Source organism: Streptomyces sp. NBC_01429 (assembly GCF_036231945.1).
In the GTDB taxonomy this organism is placed as follows: domain Bacteria; phylum Actinomycetota; class Actinomycetes; order Streptomycetales; family Streptomycetaceae; genus Streptomyces.
On record NZ_CP109599.1, the window covers coordinates 613154 to 636006 of the forward strand.

The following is a 22853-nucleotide window of genomic DNA, read 5'->3' on the forward strand; positions in this document are numbered from 1 at the left end:
CGGATTTCATGACGCGTGCGACCAAGGCGAAAACGGGTAACAACGCGTCCTTCCCCAACAGTTGGCAAACCCGAGGGGGCTCCCTCGGCGTGTTCGACTCAACCATTCCCGTGGAGCGGATGTCAACGGACCGTGGAACTCTTCACAACGGTCAGTAGTACCTGTCAGTCACCGAAAAGAACCGAGCATTCCCCTGCGCAAGCGCCCGTAATCACCAGTGATCGCAAAGGATTCCAAGGCATTCGATGAGCGCGCGTCGCGCCGCGGCGGAGCCCCGTCCGGCCGCCGCCTGGCCCTGCGGCCGACACTCCGCAGGGCCAGGAAAAGGGAAAGAGAGTTTTGCGCCCCAATTGCCCGGCGAGGCACGGAACCCCGGGTCCACCGTGCGGGGATATCGGTGAACGGTGATTTCCGGACAGTCTTTCGGGATCGCGGAGAAGCGATGTTTCGCTTCCCGCATTCGGGCTCGCCGCCCTGGCACGGGACCTCGAAGCCCCCGTGACGGCGGAATGCGCACGGGGGCGCTCCCGCGAAACCAGCCGGTGGGCGGGGGAGAGTCCCCCGCCCACCGGCTGGCGTCAGCGATTCATGCGGCCCAGGTCCACGGGCAGCTGGATACCGGTCACATGGCGGGCCTCGTCGGAGGCTATCCAGGCGATGGCCGCCGCGATGTCCTCGGAGTCGCTCATGTCCTCGGGAAGAGTGCCCTGGTAGAAGCCAGTCAGCTCGGGGTGGTTGTCCAGCATGTCCAGGATGCCGGGAACGAGTTCGGTCTTCACACCGTGCGGGTGCACGCTGTTCACCCGGATTCGGTACTCGGCCAGTTCGTTGGCCAGCGTCTTGGCGAGTCCCGTGACGCCGTGCTTGGCGGCCACGTAATCGGCCAGCATGGGCAGCCCCTTGAGCCCGGCCACGGAGCTGGTGAAGACGATCGCCCCTCCGGTGGCTTGTTCGAGCATCAGCGGAATCGCCGCCTTGACGGTGTGGAACGCACCGGTCAGATTGATGTCGAGGGTGGTGTTCCAGTTGTCGAGGTCGATCTCCCAGGCGCGGCCGGTCGTCGTCATACCGGCGTTGGCCACCACGACGTCCAGGCGGCCCAGTTCGGCCACGCTCTCCTCCAGGGCCGCACGTAAGGCGGCGAAGTCGCGCACGTCGACCTTGTGCGTCAGAACGCGGCGGCCGGTCTTCTCGACCAGCCGGGCCGTCTCCGCCAGGTCCTCCGGGGTCGCTCCCGGGTAATCCGTGGTCGGCAGGTCCTCACAGATGTCCAGCGCGATGATGTCGGCGCCCTCCAGGGCGAAGCGCACCGCCTCCGCGCGGCCCTGCCCTCGGGCGGCACCGGTGACGAACACGACTTTGTCCTCGAACCTGCGAGCGATGGGCACGCTCGGCAGTGGAGCCGCGGGGACGTTACCAGTCATTACTCGGTCCAATCGTCGGGCGAGGCGTTCCTCGCCGAAATTCGGGCGGTCGGTCTCGACCGTGGCGTGACGTTCTTGTCGGGTCGGCCGCCGGGGGCCGCCCTCGTCGTTTCCGGCTCACGCTGTACAGACCTGCGGGAAGTGGCCCCGCCCGGCAGGGTGGCCCCCGAGCCCCGTACATGCCGCTCCACCCGGGTCCGCCTTCGGGCCGCCCCCGGCGCCCGGACACCCTGGACGACGAGGCGCCTTCGCGGAGGTTCACCGGCTGATCCGCGGTCGCAGAGCAGCGCTCGAACGGCCCTTGAGCGCGGACAGCCACACCCCGGCCCCGTACGCGAGGTCGTCCAGTCGCCGGGCGACGCCGTAGCGGACCGGGTCCAGGGCGACCCGGTCGCGCCGGTATTCCAGCGCGAGGTCCGCGAGCGCGGCGACCGCCGCGGCCCGGCGCGCGCGGCGGGAGACGAGACATCCGAGGACCGTGAGGGGCCACCAGTGCCGGGTCAGCAGCGCGGAGGTCTGGGTCACCGCGCCGAAGGCTCCGTTGGCGGTGAGCCGCAGTGCCAGCCGGTGCGGGTGCCGGGTGCCGTCGACCTTGCGGGCGATCTTCAGGCTGACACCCGCGAGGACGGCTCCGGCAGCGGGCACCGACCAGCGCCGCTGGACGAGCAGCAGAGCGATGAAGGCCAGGCTCCACGGGGCGAACACGGCCGGTGCGATGAACCCGGGGTGACGCTCGGCGAGCGGATGCGCCCCGGTTCCGTACACGGCCTTGCGGAGGAACCAGTCGTCGAGGCGCGTGCGGTGCTCGTGTGCGGCGGTGGCGCCGGGCTCGTAGCGCACCCGCCGGCCCCGTTCTATCAGCCGCCAGCACAGATCGACGTCCTCACCGACTCGCATCCGGTCGTCGAAGCCGCCCTCCAGAGCGTCCGTCCGCACCACGGTGCAGGCCGTGGACGCCCAGGAGACGGGGGTGCCCGGGCGCACGGCCGCCGGGTGCGCGCCCAGGTCCAGCGCGGACCGGGCGTGCTCGTAGCGCGCGATCCACCCCGCCCGGGGCACCGGCAAGCCGGTGATGCGGGGTACGGCCATGGCGACCCTGGGGTCGGCGAAGTGCCGCAGCAGTGTGGGGAGGGTGTCCGGGGTGAGCACGATGTCCGAGTCGGCGAAGACCACGAAGGGAGTCGTGACGAGCCGCCAGCCCGCGTTGCGTGCGCCTGCCGGTCCCACGTTGACCGGCAGGGACACCAGCCGGGCCTCGTGCTCGGCGACGACGGCGGCGACGGCCTCCGGGTCGCGCGAGCCGTCGTCGACCACGATCACGGGCTGCCCGGCGCCGATGCTGGCCAGGAGACGGGCGAGTTGCCGCGGGCGGTCCCGTACCGGAACGACCACGGTGTAGCGCGGCTCCGGGGGCGCCGGGAGCCTCTCGACGACGGGGTTGGCCATGCCGAGTTCGAGGAGGCGGTCCGCCAGCAGGGCGCTCGCCGCGTCCCGCACCCGCATCGTGGCGCCGGTGAAGAGGCGTTGGGCCCTCGGGGTCAGCCGGATCAGCCGGGTCGGGAATCCGCCGACGAGCGCCCGCCCGCCGTCGAGGACCCGGGTGTGCCGGTCGAGCGCGATCACGAAGCCGTGGGGAAGCGTCATCGGGGCACACTCTCCGTTCGGGGTGGAACGCACGCGGCCCCGGTGCCCGGCGGTGTCGCCCGCTGAGCGGGATCGATGAGCCGACCGCGGCTGTCGACCGTGTGCGCGGTGATCCGCCGCAGGGCCGCTGACACCATGGCCTCCGTTGTCCGGCGCCCCTCCTCGGCCGTGGCGCCGGTCGGATCGCCGAGCACACCGGAGGCGGACACCGCCCGGACGCCGTGCGCCATCAGCTCCGGCATGAGCTCGGTCAGCGGCCGCACGTCCCCGACGACGGCGGCCGCGAGCCGTACCCGTTCCGGGGCCAGGTGCAGCATCACCGACGTCTCGGTGCGGCCGGCGTGCGGGTCGCCGCCCGGAACGTCGCAACCGGTCCACGCGACGTCGTGACCCTCGGCCCGCGCCTGCCCGAGGGCGGCGTCGAGCGTGACGACGTTCCCACCGTGGCCGTTGACGAAGACCACACGCCCCGCCCACCGGCCGAGCGAGCGCACCATCTCCACGATCACCGTGCGCAGCGCCTCGTGCCCGATGGACACCGTGCCGGGGAAATCGGCGTGTTCACCGCTGGCGCCGTACACGAGCGGCGGCGCCACCAGCGGTGTGCGTCCCGGCGGGGCGGGCAGGATGGCCGCCACCCGGTGCGCGACAGCGGCGGCGATGACGCTGTCGGTGTCGAAGGGTAAGTGCGGACCGTGCTGTTCGATGGAGCCGATCGGGACCAGGACCAGCGCGTCCGAGGGGATCAACGGCCAGGTCGTGCCCGCCAGTTCACGCCCGGACGGGGGCCCGGTGATGTCCTGTGTCATGGTCGGACGACCGGCGACCGGGTGGTGGCCCCGAGGGCCAGGGGGAAGCCTGGTGGTATCACGAGGTCCTCGGGGGACAGTTCGTGGACCGAGGAGTGACCGAGGCCCAGTACGGCCGAGTCAAGCCCGCCGCGCAGGATGTCGAGCACGTTCTCCACACCGGCCTGTCCGTTCGCCGCCAGGCCCCACAGGTAGGCGCGGCCGATGAGGACGGCTCGCGCACCGAGGGCCAGGGCCTTGGCCACGTCCCCGCCGCGGCGGACGCCGCCGTCCATCAGAACCTCGATCTGGTCGCCGACCGCTTCCACCACGGAGGGCAGTATCCGGATGGTGGCGGGGGTGGTGTCCAGGTTGTTCCCGCCGTGGTTGGACACCGACAGCGCCGACACGCCCGCGTCCACGGCCCGTTTGGCGTCGTCCACCCTGGCAACGCCCTTGAGCAGGAACGGGCCGCCCCACTCCTCCCGCAGCCAGGCGACGTCCTCCCAGGTCGGCGGGGCCGTCTGCATCCATTCGCCGTAGGCGCCGAAGAAGGTGGGGGTTCGGCCGTCGGGCGCTCGCAGGTTCGGGGTGGTGAGGTCGGGGAGGCGGCCGGACTTCGCGTACGTCCACAGCCAGCCCGGCCGGGGCAGCACGTCGGGGGCGAACCGCAGTGCGGTCCTCAGGTCGAGCCTCTCCGGAATGGCGGGGCTCCCCCAGTCCCGGCCGTTCGAGAAGGACCAGTCGAGGGTGACGATGAGCGCCTTGGCACCGGCGCTCCGCGCCCGGTCCATGCGCTGCACCATCGACGCGCGAGTGCCGCTCCAGTACAGCTGGAAGAAGATGTCGGGACCCGCCGCGGCGACCTCTTCGACCGGCTTGCTCGCGTACGAGCTGAGTCCCATGACGACGCCCCGGCTCGCCGCGGCACGCGCCACGGCCACCTCGCCCTCCGGATGCACGGCCTGGACGCCGGTCGGGGAGATGAGAACGGGCAGCGAGGTCGGAACACCCAGTACGGTCGTGGCCAGGCTCCGCTGCGCGTGATGGCCCACGACGCGCGGGATGAAGCCGAGTTGGGCGAACGCCTCGGTGTTCGCGTCGATCGTACGGCCGCGCTCCGAGCCCGCGACGAGGGCACCGTAGACCGGGCTCGGGAGTCGTCTCTTGGCGCGGCGCTGCGCCTCGGCAACCGTCTCGAACCAGGGGTTTCTAGGCATGCGGGATATCTCTTCCGGTGAGCGGGTGGATGAACGGCCGCCGGAGCGCGGCCAGGGCGTGTCCGCGAAGTGGCGCCGGGGGCCGGGAACGGAGCGGGGCCGGCGGCGTGCACCGCACGCGCGCCGTCCCGGCGCCGTCCCGGCGCCCGGTCCTCGTCCTCGGGACGCCGAGCGCGGACGCGGCGAGCGTGTGTGTCGCGTGTGCGTATGTGCCGTGTGCTTATGTGCGTGTGTGTCAGGCGCCGCCGACCTGGCGGGACTTCGCGGACACGGCCTACAGGAGACGCAGCCCGGCCAACGGGTCCTCGGCGCAGGCGCTCACCGGAGGTCTCTCCAGGTCCTCGCGACGTCCGAGTACGAGATCCACCGGCCCTGTCCGCCCGCGCGGGGCGGTGCGGCGCGAGTGGTCCACCGAGGAGTGGGGAACCGACGCGCCGTCGTCCGGACGCCGGGCGAGGCTCTCCTCCCCGAATCCGCGGACGCATTCGGGGTCGGGACCGTCGAGGGGCAGCCCGGTGAAGAACTTGGCCGCCATGCACCCGCCCTTGCAGGTGTCGTAGAAGGCGCAGGACGAGCAGGCTCCGCCGCTCTGCGGGGTGCGCAGTTTCCGGAACAGTTCCGACTCACGCCAGACCTCGGTGAATCCGCCGGGCCCACGGACGTTTCCGGCGAGGAAATCGTCGTGGATGGCGAACGGGCAGGCGTAGACGTCACCGACCGGGTCGATCAGGCAGACGACACGTCCGGCCCCGCACAGGTTGAGACCGGGCAGCGCCTGGCCGTAGGCGGAGAGATGGAAGAACGAGTCACCGGTCAGGACCTGTTCGCCGTGGTCGAGCAACCAGTCGTACAGTTGACGCTGTTGGGCACCGGTGGGATGCAGCTCGTCCCAGACGTCCGCGCCTCGCCCGGAGGGGCGCAGGCGGGTCAGGCGCAGCTGGGCGTGGTAGCGGTCGGCGATTTCCTTGAACTGGTCCAGCTGGGAGATGTTGTGCCGGGTGCACACCACCGACAGCTTGAAGTTCTTCATCCCGGCGTCGGCGAGGTTCTTCATGGCACGCACGGCCGTGGCGTGGGAACCGGCGCCGCGTATGGCGTCGTTGACGTCCGCGGTGGCTCCGTCGAGCGAGATCTGCACGTCCACGTAGTCGTTGCCTGCCAGGCGGCGGGCCGCGTCGGGAGTGATCCGGGCCCCGTTGGTGGAGAACTTCACCCCCACGCGGTGGGCGGTGGCGTAGTCCAGGAGTTCCCAGAAGTCGGAGCGCAGGGTGGGTTCGCCGCCGCCGATGTTGACGTAGAAGACCTGCATGGCCTCCAGTTCGTCGATGACGGCCTTGGCCTCCGCCGTGGTCAGCTCGCGCGGATCGCGCCTTCCGGAGCTGGACAGGCAGTGGGTGCAGGCCAGGTTGCACGCGTACGTCAGTTCCCAGGTGAGGCAGATCGGCGCGTCGAGTCCGTACTCGAACAGGTCGACCAGCCGCGAGGCGCCCGGCACGGGTTCCTCGGTCTTCGCCAAGGCGGTCATGGGTTCCTTCCTACGACCATCGACGACTGGGCGAGGACGGTGAGTGCCCTGCCGTAGGCGGGCAGTTCGTCCTCGTGGACTCCGGCGGTGAGGCATGCCAGGCGCGCCGTGGGCGCGTCCGCGAGCGACTGCACGACCGCGAGCAGTCGGCGGTCCTTGAGGAATGAGAGTCTGCGCGTCCCGAAGTGGTAGAGAAGCGCGCCGAAGGGTTCGGGCCGCACCGAGACCTGAGTGTGCAGATCCCAGCCGCGGTCGAGGTCGACCGTAGTCACGGGGGCTCCCTAGTAGACGCCGCACATGCCGTCGATGGAAATCTCCTCGATGAGGTCCACGGCTTCGATCAACGCCTCGGTGGTCACGTCCTCCTCGGACTCGGCGGACGGAGCAGAGCTGAGCTCGTTCATGTGGCTCTCCATGGGTAGGCTCCGGCGGCTCCGCGGCAGTGCGCGGCGAGCCGCTCCGTTCGAACACCCAGAGAGTAATGACACCGGGTGCCAAAAGTGAAGGGGATCGGCGTCGCCAGTTCTCAACAGCCGTGCGACCGTTGGCATTTCCGCCGGGTTTCGGCCAGGGGGCCGAAACCTGAGGCGAGGTGCCGCAGGGAGGCGTCGAGGAGCTCCTCCAGGCTCGCCGCCTCGTCGGTCAGCCAGTGCTCGTAGGAGGCGATACACGCGGCCAGGACCGTGTGCCCGATCAGCCGGGGTGTCATGTCGGAGCGGTCCAGCTCCATGCGCCGGGCGGCGAACCGCGTGACCAGCTCCCGCCACGACGCGTAGCGCAGGGCCGAGTCGGCCTGGAGTGTGGGAACCCGCAGGATCAGCGACATGCGTTGCCGGTGCCAGGTCACCACGGAGGTGTCGAACCGGTTGAACTCGACCACCGCGCCCCTCAGCGCGTCCATGGTCGGGAGGGCGGGATCGGCGGCGGCCAGCAGGGCTTCGAGCCTGACCAGCTGTCCCTCGAAATCTCCCCACACCAGGTCGTTCTTGGAGGCGAAGTAGCGGAAGAAGGTTCGACGGCCGATTCCGGCCGCGGCGGCGATGTCATCGACGGTCGTCCGGTCGAAGCCGTGCCGGGCGAACAGCTCGAAGCCCAGTTGTTCCAGCGCGTCCCGCGAGGTCACCCGTGGCCGGCCCGCCCTGCCCTGCCCCACGGTGACGTCGGCCTTACCCCGATGGCTCTCCACCCGAGTTCCTCCCCCGTGCCATGGCCGGGCGACTCCCGGCAACGGGAAGCCTACGAGGTCTCCCGCAGGCCGCACGCTCCTGAGCGTGCGGCCGCCGGAACGGCTGTCGCGGTCCCGCGCCGGATCACGCGCGGTTGTTCTCTTCCCCGCGGGGCTCGGTTATGTTGGCCTCCATCGAGTTTCAGCACCGAGTGCCAATATCCCGGGGGCAGTTGGCACGACCGTGTGCTGTGGGCAGAGAGATCCCGTGTACCCGAGAGGACCCACTGGTGGAGGAGGCGTCGGCCTGCGGCCGTGCACGATGCGGGCGTCCCGCGAGGTCACCCCGTTGAGCCGGTACGACGTGATCGTCGTCGGAGCCGGGGGCGGCGGGGCGCCGCTGGCCGCGCGGCTGAGCGAGGACCCCGACCGTACGGTGCTCCTCCTGGACGCGGGGCCGGTACCTCGGTCGCTCGCCGAGTTCCCGGACGAGCTGCTGGACGCGCGGCTGGTTCCGGGCGCCCGGGCCGGGAGCCACGCTGTCCAGCCGTTCCCCGTCCAGCTGACCCCTGACCATCCCTACACCGTGCCCCGCGGCCGGTACCTGGGCGGCTCCACCACCGTCAACGGGGGCTACTTCGTCCGCGCGCGCCGCGCGGACTTCGACCGCTGGGCCGCGGCCGGGAACCCCGCCTGGGCCTACGAGCGCGTCCTGCCGTTCCTGCGCATGCTGGAGACCGACCTCGACCACGGCGCGAGCCACCTGCACGGAGGCGGCGGACCGGTGCTCGTCCGGCGCGGCGGCCTCGGGCACCCCGCCGCCGCGGCGTTCGAAGCCGCCGCGCTGGAACTGGGCTTTCCCCGCGAGCCGGACAAGAACGACCAGGCCGGGCCCGGCTTCGGCCCGGTGCCCGCCAACGCCGTCGACGGCATACGGCGCAACACCGGCGTCAGCTATCTGCTGAGCGCCCTCGACCGGCCGAATCTGACGGTGACCGGGCATCGCCGCGTGCGCAGGGTGGTCGTTTCGCACGGCCGCGCCACCGGCGTGGTCGTCGACCGGGGCGGGCGCGGCCACGTCCTGGACGCCGCCGAGGTCGTGCTCTGCGCCGGATCCTTCGTCACCCCCCAGTTGTTGCAGCTGTCGGGCATCGGGCCGCGGCGGGAATTGCAGCGGCTCGGCCTGCCCGTCATCAGGCACTCCCCCGCGGTGGGCGCCCGCTTCAGCGATCATCCGCAGGTGATACTGGAATGGTCGCCGCGGCGGGAACTCCGGGAGCCCGCCGACTCCTGGCTCGGCGGCTGTTTGCATCTGTCGTCCTCCGCCGGTTCCCACCGCGGCGATCTTGAAATCCTCCAGTCCTTGTCGCCGTTGGCCTCCCTGGCCGGCGAACACACCACGGCCGCCGACGCGCGCCTGGCCTTCCTGGTCTCGGCCCAGGCCCCCCGGCACGCGGGCGGGTTCCGCCTCCGAAGCGCGGACGTGGCGGCCACACCGCGCGTCGACTACAACTACCTGCGCACTCCCGACGACAGACGGCTCCTGCGTGAGGCCGTGCGCACCACGGCGGCCCTGACCGCCACCCGGGCGTTTCGCGAGCTCTCCCGTATCCCCGTGGACCCGGCGCCGGAGGTGCTCGCCGACGACCGGGCGCTGGACGCGTGGATCAGCGCCCGCCTCGGGACGTCCCACCACGCGTGCGGCACCGTACCGATGGGACCGGACGACGATCCTCACGCGGCTGTCGACCAGTACGGCCGGGTCCACGGCATCGCGGGGCTCCGCGTCGCGGACACCTCGATCCTGCCCACGGCGCCGCTGCGCGGTCCGGCCGCCACCGCTGTCCTCATCGGCGAGGTCATCGCCCACGCCATGCGTCAACCCACGGCCCCGGCCTGACGCGCCACTCCAGCGCGGACCCGGCGCCCAGGTGCGTGCCCGGTCAGGTGCGTGCCCGGTCAGGTGACCGCCCCGGCCAGGTCCATGCCTGCCGTTCCTCGCCGCGAGGGTCGTCGATCCGGGTCCAGTCGGTGTCGACCCGCATGGTGGCCCGGCGCTCCAGGTCGTACGGGTCCCAGCCCGGGTTGCCGGTCACGGCGAACCGGACCCACGCCCCGTGCACGCGGGTGGCGAGATCGGCGGGCGGCCGGTCCGGACCGAGCAGGGCGTGGCCGCCGCGCAGCCGGGGCAGTCGCGCGAGATCGAAGACGAAGGGCAGCTCCACGGCGTGGGTGGCGCCGAGTTCTCCGTCCAGGGCGCGGGAACGCCACCCGAACTCGTAGCTGTAGGTAGCGGACTCGGATCGGCCGGCGTGCGCACCGGCCAGGGCCCAGCTGCCCGCCCGGAACAGCGCGTCGCCCATGATCGCGGACCGCAGCTCGCCGAAGCCCGCCCCGGGGCGGGTCCTGCGGTACGTATCGACGAGCCGGGCCGGATCGGGGTGCGCGCGTGCCGCCACTGCCTCGACGTCCCCGCTGGTCGACGTGGCGTATTGGTCCACCGGAACGAGGTAGAGATTGCCCTCCTCCGTGTTGGTTCCGACGAGGAGGTCGATATCGGCGCCGAGGCCCGTGGCGACGGATTCGGCGGGCTGGGTGTCGAGGACGAGGCTGAAGGGGCTGAGCCCGATCAGCGGGTCGTGGTGGGTCGCTGTCCGCAGGTCCGTGCCGGCGAGAGCGGCGGCCGCCTCGACCAGGCGCTCGTCCGGGATCCGCGCGAAGGCGTCGACGTGCGGCTCGATGCCCAGGACCTCGGCGGCCGCCCCGGTGACGCGGGCGGCCTGCTCGGTCGTGAACGCGCCCAGGCCGTTGCCGCTCTGGATGATCGCCCGGTGGAACAGCCCCGCGGCCTCCGGGGTGGCCAGGACGCCCCCGACGATGGTGGCGCCCGCCGACTGGCCGAAGAGCGTGACGCGGTGCGGGGCACCGCCGAAGGCGGCGATGTTGTCCCGTACCCAGCGCAGCGCGGCCACGACGTCGAGCAGGCCGCGGTTGGCGGGCGCTCCGGGGATGTCGAGGAAGCCCGCTATGCCGAGCCGGTAGTTGAGGGTGACGAGGACGACACCGTCGCGCGCGAAGGCGGAGCCGTCGTACAGCGCGGACCGCGTCGACCCCGCGACGAACCCGCCGCCGTGGACGAAGACCATGACGGGCAGGTCACCGCCCGCGTCGGCGCCCGCGGGCGTCCACACGTTGACCGTGAGGTAGTCCTCCCCGCGACTCCACCCGGCCCCGAAGTAGGGGGACATGTCGACGCTGCCGAGCGTGCGTCGGGACTGCGGCGCGTTGGGCCCGGGCGTCGTGGCGTCGCGTACGCCGTCCCATGGTTCGTGCGGCCGGGGCGCAGCGAACCGGCCGGCGGCGCGCGGCGGGGCGGCGTAGGGGATGTTCAGGAAAGCGGTGGTGGCGCCGTGGCGCAGGCCGCGGACGGATCCCCGTGTCGTGGTCACGACGGGGTCGGTGCGATGGTTCACGGAAGTGCCTTTCTCCGGGGCTCAGCCCTGTTCGGCGTGCGGGGCGAAGGGGGCCCAGCCCTTGACGGCGAAGTTGCCGGCGTCGCGCGCGACATGTGCGGCGCCGTGGCCACCCAGGTGCGCGGGAATGACGAGGGCGTTGTTGTCGGCCGCCCAGCCCAGCACCTTGCGGCGGGTGACGCGCGCCTGAGCGGGGTCCTCGCAGAAGCAGCTGTTGGCGTCCGGTTCGACGACCTGCACCGGGCTGTGCAGCAGGTCACCGACGAATACCGCGCGGTCCGTCCCGGAGACGAGGGTCAGTACGGAGGAGCCGGGGGTGTGTCCGGGGGCGGATTCCAGGTGCAGGGCGGTGTCGATCCGGTGGCTGTCCTCCCACAGGAGGGTCTGGCCGGCCCGGTGCACCGGGACGACGCTGTCCTCGAACACGTTCTGGTTGCCGCGGCCCAATACGGACGTGTGGCCGTTCTCCGGGTTCCAGAAGTCGAAGTCGTCCTTCGGCATCAGGTAGGTGGCGTTGGGAAAGGTGGGGACCCAGCTCCGCCCGTCGAGACGGGTGTTCCAGCCGACGTGATCGATGTGAAGGTGGGTGTTGATGACGATGTCCACGTCCTCGGGGCGGACTCCGGCGTCGGCGAGGTTGTCCAGGAACCCGGTGTTCATCCGGCTCCACACCGGGGCGTACGGACGCTCCTTGTGATTGCCCACGCCCGTGTCGACAAGGATGGTTTTCCCCTCGCTGCGCAGCAGCCAGGTCTGGATCGCCGAGTTGACGATCCGGGTCTCTTCGGCCAGGAAGTCCGGAACGAGCATGGCGCGGTGTTCTTCCCATGCCTTCGCCGGGCTGTCCGGAAAGAACGTCTCGGGAGTCATGTCCACAGGACCGAAATACTCCCGGACGCGGGTGAGTGTGACGTCGCCCAGGGTGATGGTGTTCAGGTTCACGGCCGGTCTCCCATGCGTTGTTCGTCGAGTCCGTCCGGCAGGACGGTGATCGGTGGCGGGTCGGGTCGGAGCGCGCCCGGCGTCAGGGGCTGGCGAGGTCGCCCTGCTCGGCGGTCCAGCGGGCCAGGGCGAGGAGGGTGTGCTCGACGCTGGTGACCGTGTGGGCACGCAGGGCGTCGAGGTCGCCGCGCGTGCTGCCGAGCACCGGGTCCAGCCGCAGGAGCTGCCAGGACTGCTCCACGACGGTTCCGGCGCCGTCGGCGCGAAAGGTCCAGCGCCATCGGACGATGCCGTCGACGACGAAGGCGAAGACGCTGCCGGGCAGGCTCTCGACGACCTGGGAGCGGCTGCTCCACTCGCGCTCGCCCCTGCGGTTGCGTCCCCGGAAGTGGGCGCCGGGCCAGGGGCCGTCACCGTCGTCGTAGGCGACGTCATGAGCGCTGGGGCTCCAGGTGCTGATCATCGACACATCGCTGATCAGTTCGAACACGGCCGCTGGGCCGGCGTGGACCCAGGTGGTACGGGTGAGCGTGTACTCGGCCGCGTCGGGCATGGCCGTGGAGTCGCTCCGGCGGAGGGCGTTGGGCAAGGGATGCTCCTGGATCGGACGGCCGGCGGACAGTCGGCCTCGACGGGCCGACGGTGCGGGACCCATGTCAGCGGCATCGCGGCGGCCGAGCCAGACCGGGCTGTGCCTATCCCTGGCGGGGTCAGGCTCCCGGCTCGCGGAGCCCACATACTGGAGTTCATGAGCGGACAGCGAGAACTCGGGGACTTCCTGCAGACCCGGCGGGCTCAGCTGCGTCCCGAGGACGTCGGGCTGCCCGACTACGGGGACCGGCGCCGGGTGCCCGGCCTGCGGCGTGAGGAACTGGCGCTGCTGGCCGGTGTGAGTTCCTCGTACTACACACGTCTGGAGCAGGGCCAGTCCGTGGGCGCGTCAGCGGAGGTCCTCGACGCCATCGGCCGGGCGCTGCACCTGGACGGGGCCGAGCAGCGTCACCTCCACGACCTGGCCGGCAGCGTCAAGCGCCGTGCGGCTCCCGGCCGTCCGCCCGTCGAGCGGGTCGACGCGTCGGTCCTGAACCTGCTGGAGGCTTTCGGTGACGTTCCCGCTCTCGTCAGCGGGCGGCGCAGCGACGTACTGGCGTGGAATCGGATGGGCCATGCCCTGTTCGCGTCCCACGTCGACCCGGGCGGCCCCGCGGATCCCGCCAACCGTCCCAATCTGGCCCGCCTGATCTTTCTCGACCCGCACACCCGCGCGCTCTACGCCGACTGGCCGAGCAAGGCCAGGGCCGTTGTCGAGAACCTCCGTATGACAGCCGGCCGGCACCCCGACGACGCGCCGCTCGCCGCGCTCGTCGGTGAACTGACCATGCGAAGCACGGAGTTCGCGGCCCTGTGGGCCGATCACCGGGTCAGCCCCTGCGACTCGGCGGTGTTCGAGATGCGCCACCCGCTGGTCGGCAGCCTCACCGTGACGCAGCAGAGCCTGCGGCCCCCGCAGGACGAGGAGCGGCACATCGTGCTCGCCGTCGCCGAACCCGGCTCCCCGTCGCAGGCCGCACTGCATCTGCTCGCCCGGGCGACCGCCCCGGCGACCCGTCGGGAGCATCCCGCGGACCGCGTCTGAGGCTCGGCGCGGCCGGGTCCGCCGGGCCAGGGCGTGTTGCGAAAGTCCCGCCCGGAGTCCGGCCGTCCGATCGCGACCGGTCCGCGCCTTGACACACCGTCGCTTTGCCCAATTCACAGCCGCCTGACAGGTGATCTCCCTACGGTGCCGTGTCCATGACAGACAACAGCGAACCCCGCATCCGGCGCCGCACCGTACTGCTCGGGACCGGCGCCACGGCCGCCGCGCTCGCCGTCGGCGCCGCCGGCGCCAAAGAGCCGACGGCCGCGCAGAACGAGACCGACCGCACGACGCCCGTCGCCGCCGCGGCCGTCTGCACGCTCACCAAGGAGCTGACGGAAGGCCCGTACTACCTCGACGGCGCACTCGTCCGCGCCGACCTCACCGAGGGCAAACCGGGCATCCCGTTCCAGCTGGCCCTCACCGTCGTGGACGACAGCACCTGCGCGCCGCTGAACCGGGCGCTCGTGGAGCTGTGGCACAGCGACGCGCTCGGCGAGTACTCCGGCTTCGTCGGCAACAACGGACACCAGGAGCCCGACAACGGCACCTTCCTCCGGGGCGGCGTGCTGACCGGCAGCGACGGCATCGCCCGTATCACGACGATCTATCCGGGCTGGTACCGGGGCCGGTGCATACACATCCACGTCAAGGTGCACACGAACGTCACACTGACCTCCGACGGCTCCTTCCGCGGCGGGCAGGAGCTGCACACCGGCCAGCTGTTCGTGGACGAGGCGATCACCACGGCCGTCGCCCGTGTCTCGCCGTACTCGACCAACACCGTGTCCCGCACCACGCTCGCGCAGGACGGCATCTACGGCAACGGAGGCGCCGCCGCGGGTCTCATGACCGTGACCGGCTCCGCCACCGCCGGGTACACCGGCAGCCTGACCCTCGGTATCGACCAGGGCTGACACCCTCGGTCAGGGCGTCGGCGCCCCCGGTGGACGCCGACGCCCGCCCGCGACCTCCTCCGACAGGAAGGCGGCCAGGCGCCGTACCCCCTCCTCGATCCGTTCGGGATCGAGGTAGCTGCACGAGAGCCGAAGCTGGTGATCGCCCGCCTGATCCAGGTAGAACTGCCGCATCGGAGTCCACAGCACACCGTATGCGGCCGCGGAGACCTCCAGCAGAGCGGCATCCGCGGGGACGGGCAGCCACACCCGGACGAAGAACCCACCGCTGGGGCGGCTCCAGCGGATTCCGGGATGCGATCCGTCTCCCAGATGCCGGTCCAGCGCGTCGACCAGGCAGGTCAGATTCCGTTGGTAGATCTCGGACTTGCGACGGCTCAACTCGATCAGAGAGCCTCCGTGTTCCAGCAGCATCCCGCCGATCACGGCCTGGCACAGCGGGGACGTGTTCACGGTGACCATGCCCTTCACGGCGGCCAGCTCGTCCGCGAGCAGTGTTTCGCCGCGAGGCGAGCCGATCGGCTGGTCGGCGATCACATAGCCGACCCTGGCTCCCGGAAAGGCGACCTTGGCGAACGTGCCGATATGCACCACACACCGAGCGGTGTCGAGCGCCTTGAGCGGAGGCAGTTCCGATCCGGCCGCCGCCGTGAACCCGTAGGCGTTGTCCTCCATGACGAGGAAGCCCTCGCGCTCCGCGAGGCCGAGCAGTCTCCGACGGCAGCCGAGCGACATGCGTGCCGCACCAGGATTGGAGAAATCGGGTGCGACGTACAGCGCGCGGACCGGCCGGCCGGCCTCCCTGGCAGAACGACACGCCCGCTCCAGGCCGTCGAGATCGATACCGGCGGCCGTCTCGTCGACCGGAACCACATCGATGTCCAGGAGCCGGGCCGCCCCGATGATGCCCACGAAGCACGGATTGGCCACCGCGAGCACGCCCTCGGCCGAGCGGAACAGCGCACGCAGCACGAGCAGCATCGCCTCCTGGGCACCGACCGTGATGACGAGCGAGTTCGCGGGGGCATTGATGCCGTGGTCCCGGCGCACGGCGTCGGCGACGATGTCGTTGATGATGCCGCCGCTCGGCCCGTACTCGAAAAGCAGTCGACGTGCCTGCCCCGGACTCCGTCCCTTGCGGACGAGATGATCGAGGAATCCGCTGACGTACCGTTCGGTGTCGATGTCCTGGAGCGTGTCCGGATGCGGCGCGCCGGGTGCGAACGATATCGCTTCCGGATAGCGGCTCATCACCTCGTTCAGGAATCCGATCGAGCCGATGACCGGATCCCGCAACGAGCTGTGCAACGAGGAGGGATCCAGCCTCATCCGCCTGCCCTCCCCCTCCCCGCGAGAAGATGAGCGCCGCCTGCTTCCCGCGCCGCGCGCCGCCGTTCGCGTTCCTGCCAGCGCCGTTCGACCTTGGCCAGAACGTCCGGGGCGTAGACGCGTTCGGCCTGTACGACGGCGAACTCGGCGAGGTAGGCGCGGTACAGGTCGAGAGGTTCCTCGGCGACGGTGAGCATGTGGCGATTGGCCGGGACCGCGGGCGCGCGAAGCGCTTCGACGGCCCTGTCGACGGCGCCGTCCATGTCCTCGGCAGCCACCACGGCGTCGCACACGGAGCGGGCCTCCGGCTCCGTCGCGGCGATCCGGCGTCCGCCGAGCACCACCTGACGGGCCAGCCGGGCCCCGGTGAGCCGGGTGAGCCGGAGATTGCCCAGGCCGGGCACGATGCCCTCTTCCGCCGCGGGCAGGGCGAGGTAGGCGTTCTCCGCGATGATGACGTGGTCGAGGACCAGCAGGAGCTGCATACCGCCGCCGATCGCGAAGGTGTCGACGGCGCCGATCCACGGCTTGCCGGCGCTCCGTTCGCACCGGTCACCGGACGACGGGGCGGGGAGCAGGCCGCGCAGCATCTTGTTGACGTAGCCGAGCTCGCGGCCCAGGAGGAAGTCGACGAAGGAGATCCGCCCGTCGCGCAGGCCGGTCAGGTCGACCCCGGCGCTGAAGACGCGCCGGCCCCGGTACTTGGGGTGATCGACAGTGCCGCCGCGCACCACACCGACCTTGACCGCGTCGTCGAGCAGGACCAGGTCGACAGCGGTCTCCAGGTCCGCGATCAGCCGGTCGTCCTCCGCGTTCAGCCGGTCGGCGTTGCGGAACTCGATATGACCGGCGACGCCCCGGCGTTCGAGGTGCACGGTGTCCAGCTCGATCCGGCCAGCGGTGCGGAAGCCGTCGAGCAGCGTGAGGGCGCGTGGGGTGGGCCCGAGCATCGTCTCGACGAGGTGCCGCCCTGCGGTGGGCGAGCGCAGCACCGCACCGCAGAAAATGCCCTGGTCGATCTCCCGGCCCTCCTTCTCCGCCTGGACGAAGCGGCGCTCGGCCGCCATCTGGGCACGGGTCGGCACCAGGCCGGGGAACCGGTCGGCGGCCTCGTGGACGAGGTCGGCCAGGCGTACGGGACGGGTCAGGCCGTCGGTGAGCACCCCGTAAACGGTCTCGGTGTGCCGGGCGAGGAAGGCCCGGCGGGCCCGGCGGGCGCGCCCGTGGACCGCGGCGGCGCGGCCCCGGTCGTCGAAAGTGCGGTCGGGAACGGGGGGCAGCGCCGCGAGCCGCCGCTCCGTGCCGGCGATGTACTCGGCCAGGCGGCGGGCGTCCGTATCGACGCCGCCGGTCGGCTCGGGTACGGGATCGAGGGCGGCGCCGCTGGGCGCGCCGGCGCTCATCCGGCCGCCCCGGCGCGGCCCGCCGCCGTCCCGGCCGAGGCGCCGGGCGCACTGCTTCGCAGGCGGCGCAACTCGCGGTCGCAGGCGGCGAGATGCGCGCCCAAGGCGTCCTGGTACTCGGCGGAAGCGGCCTCCTCCAGCAACCGGCGGCGGATCGCGGCCTCACCGTCGGACAGCCCGCCGCGCGCCAGGGCCGCCTTACGGACGGCTTCGGTCACGTCGTTGCCGACCTCGTCGATGACGCCGAGTTCGATGGCGTCGGGGAGGGCGATGTCGGTGGCCCACAGCACGAGGCGACGGGCACGGGCCGGACCGACGTGCCGGACGAGCCGGTAGAGGGTCATACCGGGCCAGAACTGCCCGTGGTTGACCGGGAGTACGAGCTTCAGGTCGGGGGTGCCGATCCGGAAGTCGGCGGCCAGCAGCAGGTCGAGGACGGGGCCGCCGCACGTGCCCTGGGCCACGGCGATGGTGACGTTGTCGAGGCGTTCCAGGCGACGGACGGCGCGTTCCCAGCGGTTGACCTCGTGGATGGAGACGTCGCCGGGCCATTCGCCGGCCCCGGGCGGCGACGGCGCGAACCGGAGGGCGACGGCCGTCCGTTGCCGCTGGTCCTCGGCCTCCTCGCACACGGCGTTCAGCGCCGCGGTCAACTCGGGCAGCGGGCCGCCGCCGTCCAGCCGGGCCAGGGTGCCCAGGCCGTCGGGCAGCGGGGTCCGGTCGGGCTCGGTCCTCATGTCGGCACACCTTTCTTCCGTCACCAGCCCACCAGGGCCGTCTCGATGGTCGACCCGGGTCCCATCGTCATCAGCACCCCGAGGTCACCGGGTACCGCGACCCCCTCGTCACGCAGCCGCTCGTAGGAGAACAGGAACGAGGCGCTGGAGAGGTTGCCGTGGTCGCGCAGGACCCCGGTGGTGTGCCGCACGTCGTACCGGGACAGCCCGAGGTTCACGCGGACCGAGTCGACGACTTTCTTTCCGCCGGAGTGCACCACCCAGTGGGCGATGTCGCCGACGCGCAGTCCGGTGCCGTCCAGGAGCCGCGCCACGGCTGTCCGCGCGTTGGCCCCCACGACGTAGGGGACCTCGGGGTCGAGGTAGAAGCTGAACTTGCCGTGCCCGTCGTCCCAGTCGTAGCGCATCGCGTCGACCGCCTCGGGGATGATGTGGCTGGTGAACCGCAGCAGAGCCGGGTCCGGCGGGGGCTCCCGCGGAGCGGCGCGGACCGCGACGGCCGCGGCGCCGTCGCCGAACAGGCTGTTGACCACCGAGGAGCGCATGGTGCCGTCGAAGACGTAGGCGGCGGAGCAGACCTCGACGCACACCATCAGGGCGAGCTCGTTCGGATGGCCGGCGGCCCAGCCGACGACGGCGTTGAGGGCGTTCAGCCCGGCGTTGCAGCCCATGCCGACGACGTCCAGGCGCTGGCAGGACTGTTCGATCCCCAGGTCCTTGATGAGCAGCGCGGAGAATCCGGGGGTGAGCAGTCCGGTGGAGGTGACGCAGCAGAGGTACCGGATGTCGCCGGGCACGGCGCCCGCGTCCTTCAGGCAGCGTCCGACGGCCTCGCCGCCCATCCGCAGTCCGCTCGCGGCGTGTTTGCGCAGCAGGTCGCCCTGGGACTCGACGGCGGGGAGCCCGTCGGGGCCGGTCGGGGGCAGGGTGAGGTTGCGGCGTTCGATGGCACCGCCGAGGAAGACGGAGCGGATCCGCCGGTCGGTGATGCCGAAGGTGTCGAGGACTTCCTCTTGTGTGTAGGAGGTCGCCGGCACGGCGGTGCCGACGCCGGCGATACCCGGGGCACCGGAGCCCGTCCGCTCCGGAGGGATTTCCGGAGCCGAGGCCGCCGGTTGCTGCGTTGCGCGCACGTTTCTCCTCCGTATGACACGTGACCGGTCCGGCCGAACCGGTCGCGGATTCCGGGCAAGCCTCGTCGGCCTGGACGGCGCCTCGACATGAACGTGATGCTCCAGAAAATCTCCGTGAGCGGCACCAGTGCTTGCCGCAGTTACGGGAGGCCGAACGTCCGTGACAGCCACGGGCGTCGTCACCCCGGCGTCTGCCGCCGGCACCCCGGGCCGGCGACCCGCGCGCCCAGACGGAGGCGCCGCCCGCCCGCGACGAAACCACCCCAAGGGGCAGCACACTTACGGCATTTCCCGAATAAAGGGGAGCATTTCACGGCCGCATGCGGGCAGGATTCGGGCAGCGATGAAAACAGAACGGGCTTGGGCCGTGCGTTCAATCATGATTAGATGCAGTCGCGGCGTGATTGGCATGGGACGCCAAACCGCTGACGGGGGCAGCTACCGCACGGTCACGAAAGTGACATCGAGGTCCGGAACCCGAAAGGAGAGCTCCGGTTTGCGTCTTACCCACGTGAATGAGCTCATCAGCGGCCTCTCATCTCCCGGCGCGGGAAAGGCGTACGTGCCGTGGATGTCGACCGGTCACAAGCCCTGGCGTCCCACAGCAAGAGGCACGAGAAAGTACCGGCCTCTCCTTCACCTGTCACTCCCCTGAGCCGATAACCGACCCGCGCCGCGGCGCGTCATCACGGCACGACAGCGACGACAGCGTCGCCCCGAAGCCGCCCGGCGGAACGTCACACGCAGGATTTCATCCGTCACGCCCCTCTTCCCCCCTCCATTTTTCCCGGAAGGTAATCCCTGGCGCTGGGACGCGCCCCGGAAATCACTTCCGACGGCAAGCACCACTGCGTTCGTTCGCGGGTGATCCAGCCTCATTCGCGCACTACAGCCGTATGTCATCGTCGCGAAATCCTTCAGTCACAGCGGATGTGCCCCCCATGGCCCGCGGCGACGTCAACGCAAGGCAGCACTTACGGAGAGGTGCCGGAATTGACCTCAGAATCCCCCCACACCACTATTTCCTGCGACATGTGCGGCAAGCACATGCACAAGAGAAACCCCGAAAGCGCGACACCGCCGCGCTCCCGGTACTGCTCGAACGCCTGCCGACAGCGTTCCTATCGGCAGCGGCAGAAAGCCGGCGGGATGGGCACGGCGGTCGGCGGCGGCCCCCTGACCCAGTTGAGCAGCTTCGTCGGCAGGACCGACGAGATGGTGGAGCTGAGCCGGTTGCTCCGCACCGTACGACTGCTGACGCTGACGGGACCCGCCGGGGTGGGCAAGACGCGCCTGGCCCTGGAACTGGCCGGTCAGGAGCAACGCAGCAGGCACTGCGAAGTCGTCGTCGTGAAGCTGGCGGCACTGACCCACATCGACGAGATACGGCGGCGGATCCTGATCGCCGCCGGCGAGCCGGCCGAGGACGGTGCTCCGGGCGCACCGCGGGCGGCCCCGTACACGAACGAGGGAGACCGCCTTCTGGTGCTCGACGACTGCGAGCACGTCCTGGACGAGTGCGGGTTGGTGCTCAGCGAACTGCTGCCGCGACACCCGTGTCTGTGGGTCGTCGCCACCAGCCGTGAACCGCTGCGTCTCCCGGGGGAGGCGATATTCTCGCTCTCCGGTCTGGCACTGCCCGATATGAACAGCGATTCGTTCTTCGCGGAGTGTCTGCGGTCGGACGCCGTGCTGCTGTTCCTGGACCGGGCGCGAGCCGTGGTGCACGATTTCCAGCTCACCCAGGAGAACGCCAGGCACGTCGGCGAGATCTGTATCCGGCTGGACGGCCTGCCGCTCCCCATCGAGATGGCCGCCCGGCTGATAAAGATGTTTCCGTCGGTCGAGGTCAGGGCCCGCCTGGACGACCGCCTGTCCCTGCTGACCAACGGATGGCGCCTGGCGGACCAACGGCACCAGAGCCTGCGGGCCTCCCTCCAGTGGGGCTACGACCTGCTGAATCCGGCCGAACGGTCGCTGCTGCGGAGACTGTCCGTCATACCGGGCGGGTTCGGGCTCGACACGGCTGCCGCGGTGGCCGCCGAGGACGACGCGGCGAAACCGGGCACGTCCGAACTGCTGATCGCCCTGTCGGCCAAGTCCGTCATCACCCCGTACACCGATCAGGACGGCCTGGCCCGGTTCCGGCTGCTGGAGTCGATGCGAAGTTTCGGTCACGAACGGCTGGTCGCCGAAGGCGAGGACACCGAGACGTACGGGCGGCTGGTGACCTGGCTGACACGGTTGTCGGAACCGCTCCACCGGGACATCTTCATCCAGCCCGCGGTGCTCCGGCGTCTGGAGGAGGAACACGGCAACCTCACCCATGCCCTCCGCCGGCTGATGACCGGCACGGACGAGCGCCAACTGCTCCTGGTCGGCGCCCTGGCCACGGTGGAGCTGGCACGGGGATCCGCTGGCGACACGCTGACGCTGGTCTCGCACGTCCTGGACCGCGGCATCGAGTCGCCGTCCTACCGGAGCGTCGCCCTGGCGTGTGCGGCCGCGCTGGCGGGACGGCAGGCGGACTACGGCGCGGCCCTGCGCTACGCCTCGCAGGCCGTGGAGCTGGAACGCGACAACAACCGCGATCCGTTCCTCAGCCGTCTCCTGCTGCTGCGCAGCGCGCTCCACGAGACACACGGCGACCAGGGCAGTGCTGTGGCGGACCTGTGGGAGTGCCTGAAGATCGGCCACCGGCTGCGCAGCGAGACCCTGACGGCCCTCTGCCGGGCCGGTCTCGCCCGGTACCAGCTGCTGAACGGTGAGGTGGGCCGGGCCGAGCAGGTGATCGAGGAGGTGCTGCCCCTTCTGCGGACGAACGTGTCGCCGCGGTGGCTGCACGCGAGTCTCGTCACGGCGGGCGCGCTCGCTCTCGAGAAGGACGACCTGCCGACGGCGGAGGCGTACTTCGCCGAGTCGTCACGTACTCCCGCGGTGCACACGCGCGGTCCGGTCGACTCGTTCCAGGGACTGGCCATCGTCGCCGCCCGCGCCTACCGGTTCGAGAAGGTACTTCAGCTCATCGGGGCGGCCGAGCGGATCGGCCCGCGTTCCTCGTGGGGTGGCGCGTGGTGGCAGGAGCGGGTGGACGCGGCACGGTCCGCGGCGCTGAGGGCCCTGCCGGCCGGCCGGGCGAGCGCCTCGCTCGAAGCCGGACGCGCGATGCGGCCGAACCATGTCCTGGCCTTCGCCCTCGGCTCCCAGGCGACCAGCACGGCCGTGCAAGCGGCCGACAGCCTGCTGAGCAAGCGGGAACGGGACGTGACCACGCTGGTGGTCGAAGGGCTGACCAACCGGCAGATCGCCGCCCGTATCCATGTGTCGGTGCGCACCGTCGAGACACACATCCGCCACATCAGGACCACCCTGGGCCTGCGCTCGCGTGCGCATATCGCGGCGTGGGCCGTGGAGCAGCGAACGGCGACCGCGCACCGCACCGTACTGTCCCCCCGGGGCCTGGGGCCGCTGGCCGACGGCGGTGCGCTCGTGTAGATGCCGGCAGTAGGTGCGGCCC

19 protein-coding genes are annotated in these 22853 nt (G+C 71.1%); 4 read left to right on the plus strand and 15 right to left on the minus strand.

Translation table 11 applies throughout. The features are described 5' to 3' along the window. Positions 1 to 578: 578 nt before the first annotated feature. From OG627_RS02755 to mftR, 8 genes are all read right to left on the minus strand, one after another. Positions 579 to 1388 (minus strand): mycofactocin-coupled SDR family oxidoreductase, encoded by an 810-nt coding sequence (locus tag OG627_RS02755; RefSeq protein WP_329061031.1) that lies wholly within the window; start codon positions 1386 to 1388, stop codon positions 579 to 581. A 294-nt stretch (positions 1389 to 1682) separates the two neighbouring features. After that, positions 1683 to 3068 carry a mycofactocin biosynthesis glycosyltransferase MftF gene (mftF, locus tag OG627_RS02760; RefSeq protein ID WP_329061033.1) on the minus strand — a complete coding sequence of 462 codons (1386 nt, stop codon included), beginning with the start codon at positions 3066 to 3068 and terminating at the stop codon, positions 1683 to 1685. Further along, positions 3065 to 3877 (minus strand): mycofactocin biosynthesis peptidyl-dipeptidase MftE, encoded by an 813-nt coding sequence (gene mftE / locus OG627_RS02765; protein ID WP_329061035.1) that lies wholly within the window; start codon positions 3875 to 3877, stop codon positions 3065 to 3067. The genes mftF and mftE overlap by 4 nt, the downstream gene beginning before the upstream one ends. Next, a complete protein-coding gene (gene mftD / locus OG627_RS02770) occupies positions 3874 to 5076 on the minus strand; it encodes a pre-mycofactocin synthase MftD (RefSeq protein ID WP_329061037.1) in 1203 nt (400 codons plus the stop codon). Before mftD ends, mftE begins: the two co-directional genes overlap by 4 nt. Positions 5077 to 5350: 274 nt before the next feature. After that, positions 5351 to 6601: a mycofactocin radical SAM maturase gene (gene mftC, locus OG627_RS02775; RefSeq protein WP_329061039.1), complete on the minus strand. Its 1251-nt coding sequence runs from the start codon at positions 6599 to 6601 to the stop codon at positions 5351 to 5353. Continuing rightward, a complete protein-coding gene (gene mftB / locus OG627_RS02780) occupies positions 6598 to 6873 on the minus strand; it encodes a mycofactocin biosynthesis chaperone MftB (RefSeq protein WP_329061042.1) in 276 nt (91 codons plus the stop codon). Before mftB ends, mftC begins: the two co-directional genes overlap by 4 nt. Positions 6874 to 6882: 9 nt before the next feature. Next, positions 6883 to 7005, minus strand: coding sequence for a mycofactocin precursor MftA (mftA, locus tag OG627_RS02785; RefSeq protein WP_329061044.1), 123 nt, complete (start codon positions 7003 to 7005; stop codon positions 6883 to 6885). A 122-nt stretch (positions 7006 to 7127) separates the two neighbouring features. Next, positions 7128 to 7787, minus strand: a complete 660-nt coding sequence (mftR, locus tag OG627_RS02790) for a mycofactocin system transcriptional regulator (protein WP_329061046.1) — start codon at positions 7785 to 7787, stop codon at positions 7128 to 7130. A 328-nt stretch (positions 7788 to 8115) separates the two neighbouring features. On the opposite strand from mftR, the gene mftG reads away from it, so the two are divergent. Then, positions 8116 to 9666 (plus strand): mycofactocin dehydrogenase MftG, encoded by a 1551-nt coding sequence (mftG, locus tag OG627_RS02795; protein ID WP_329061048.1) that lies wholly within the window; start codon positions 8116 to 8118, stop codon positions 9664 to 9666. Positions 9667 to 9709: 43 nt separating this feature from the next. Here the strand turns inward: mftG and OG627_RS02800 are convergent, their stop codons facing one another. From OG627_RS02800 to OG627_RS02810, 3 genes are all read right to left on the minus strand, one after another. Beyond that, on the minus strand, positions 9710 to 11239 hold the full coding sequence (locus OG627_RS02800) for a carboxylesterase/lipase family protein (protein WP_329061051.1): 1530 nt from the start codon (positions 11237 to 11239) through the stop codon (positions 9710 to 9712). A gap of 21 nt (positions 11240 to 11260) precedes the next feature. Further along, positions 11261 to 12175, minus strand: coding sequence for an MBL fold metallo-hydrolase (locus tag OG627_RS02805; protein WP_329072295.1), 915 nt, complete (start codon positions 12173 to 12175; stop codon positions 11261 to 11263). Between the two features lie 88 nt (positions 12176 to 12263). Beyond that, positions 12264 to 12770, minus strand: a complete 507-nt coding sequence (locus tag OG627_RS02810) for an SRPBCC family protein (RefSeq protein WP_329061053.1) — start codon at positions 12768 to 12770, stop codon at positions 12264 to 12266. Between the two features lie 159 nt (positions 12771 to 12929). Here OG627_RS02810 and OG627_RS02815 point away from each other — a divergent pair, with 159 nt between their 5' ends. Both OG627_RS02815 and OG627_RS02820 read left to right on the plus strand, forming a co-directional pair. Beyond that, on the plus strand, positions 12930 to 13817 hold the full coding sequence (locus OG627_RS02815; RefSeq protein ID WP_329061055.1) for a helix-turn-helix domain-containing protein: 888 nt from the start codon (positions 12930 to 12932) through the stop codon (positions 13815 to 13817). 155 nt (positions 13818 to 13972) lie between these two features. After that, positions 13973 to 14734 (plus strand): intradiol ring-cleavage dioxygenase, encoded by a 762-nt coding sequence (locus tag OG627_RS02820; RefSeq protein ID WP_329061057.1) that lies wholly within the window; start codon positions 13973 to 13975, stop codon positions 14732 to 14734. A gap of 9 nt (positions 14735 to 14743) precedes the next feature. Here OG627_RS02820 and OG627_RS02825 read toward each other — a convergent pair whose 3' ends face one another. Genes OG627_RS02825 through dpgA form a run of 4 tightly spaced genes read right to left on the minus strand, consistent with a single transcriptional unit; the run spans position 14744 to position 19297 of the window. Beyond that, positions 14744 to 16063, minus strand: a complete 1320-nt coding sequence (locus OG627_RS02825) for an aminotransferase-like domain-containing protein (protein WP_329061059.1) — start codon at positions 16061 to 16063, stop codon at positions 14744 to 14746. Beyond that, positions 16060 to 17466: a (3,5-dihydroxyphenyl)acetyl-CoA 1,2-dioxygenase DpgC gene (gene dpgC, locus OG627_RS02830; RefSeq protein WP_329061061.1), complete on the minus strand. Its 1407-nt coding sequence runs from the start codon at positions 17464 to 17466 to the stop codon at positions 16060 to 16062. Before dpgC ends, OG627_RS02825 begins: the two co-directional genes overlap by 4 nt. Further along, positions 17463 to 18203: an enoyl-CoA-hydratase DpgB gene (gene dpgB / locus OG627_RS02835; RefSeq protein WP_329061063.1), complete on the minus strand. Its 741-nt coding sequence runs from the start codon at positions 18201 to 18203 to the stop codon at positions 17463 to 17465. Before dpgB ends, dpgC begins: the two co-directional genes overlap by 4 nt. Before the next feature lie 20 nt (positions 18204 to 18223). Continuing rightward, complete coding sequence (dpgA, locus tag OG627_RS02840; protein ID WP_329072297.1) at positions 18224 to 19297, minus strand: 3,5-dihydroxyphenylacetyl-CoA synthase DpgA; 1074 nt, start codon at positions 19295 to 19297, stop codon at positions 18224 to 18226. A gap of 1188 nt (positions 19298 to 20485) precedes the next feature. Here dpgA and OG627_RS02845 point away from each other — a divergent pair. After that, positions 20486 to 22831: an ATP-binding protein gene (locus tag OG627_RS02845; protein WP_329061065.1), complete on the plus strand. Its 2346-nt coding sequence runs from the start codon at positions 20486 to 20488 to the stop codon at positions 22829 to 22831. Positions 22832 to 22853: the final 22 nt, after the last annotated feature.

Bases quoted from the DNA above. Each gene is read 5' to 3' on its own strand.
- OG627_RS02845 (WP_329061065.1), top strand. From the start codon at position 20,486: ATGGGCACGGCGGTCGGCGGCGGCCCCCTGACCCAGTTGAGCAGCTTC.
- OG627_RS02820 (WP_329061057.1), top strand. From the start codon at position 13,973: ATGACAGACAACAGCGAACCCCGCATCCGGCGCCGCACCGTACTGCTC.
- OG627_RS02815 (WP_329061055.1), top strand. From the start codon at position 12,930: ATGAGCGGACAGCGAGAACTCGGGGACTTCCTGCAGACCCGGCGGGCT.
- mftA (WP_329061044.1), bottom strand. From the start codon at position 7,005: ATGAACGAGCTCAGCTCTGCTCCGTCCGCCGAGTCCGAGGAGGACGTG.
- OG627_RS02825 (WP_329061059.1), bottom strand. From the start codon at position 16,063: ATGAGGCTGGATCCCTCCTCGTTGCACAGCTCGTTGCGGGATCCGGTC.
- mftC (WP_329061039.1), bottom strand. From the start codon at position 6,601: ATGACCGCCTTGGCGAAGACCGAGGAACCCGTGCCGGGCGCCTCGCGG.
- dpgB (WP_329061063.1), bottom strand. From the start codon at position 18,203: ATGAGGACCGAGCCCGACCGGACCCCGCTGCCCGACGGCCTGGGCACC.
- mftF (WP_329061033.1), bottom strand. From the start codon at position 3,068: ATGACGCTTCCCCACGGCTTCGTGATCGCGCTCGACCGGCACACCCGG.
- mftD (WP_329061037.1), bottom strand. From the start codon at position 5,076: ATGCCTAGAAACCCCTGGTTCGAGACGGTTGCCGAGGCGCAGCGCCGC.
- dpgC (WP_329061061.1), bottom strand. From the start codon at position 17,466: ATGAGCGCCGGCGCGCCCAGCGGCGCCGCCCTCGATCCCGTACCCGAG.
- mftE (WP_329061035.1), bottom strand. From the start codon at position 3,877: ATGACACAGGACATCACCGGGCCCCCGTCCGGGCGTGAACTGGCGGGC.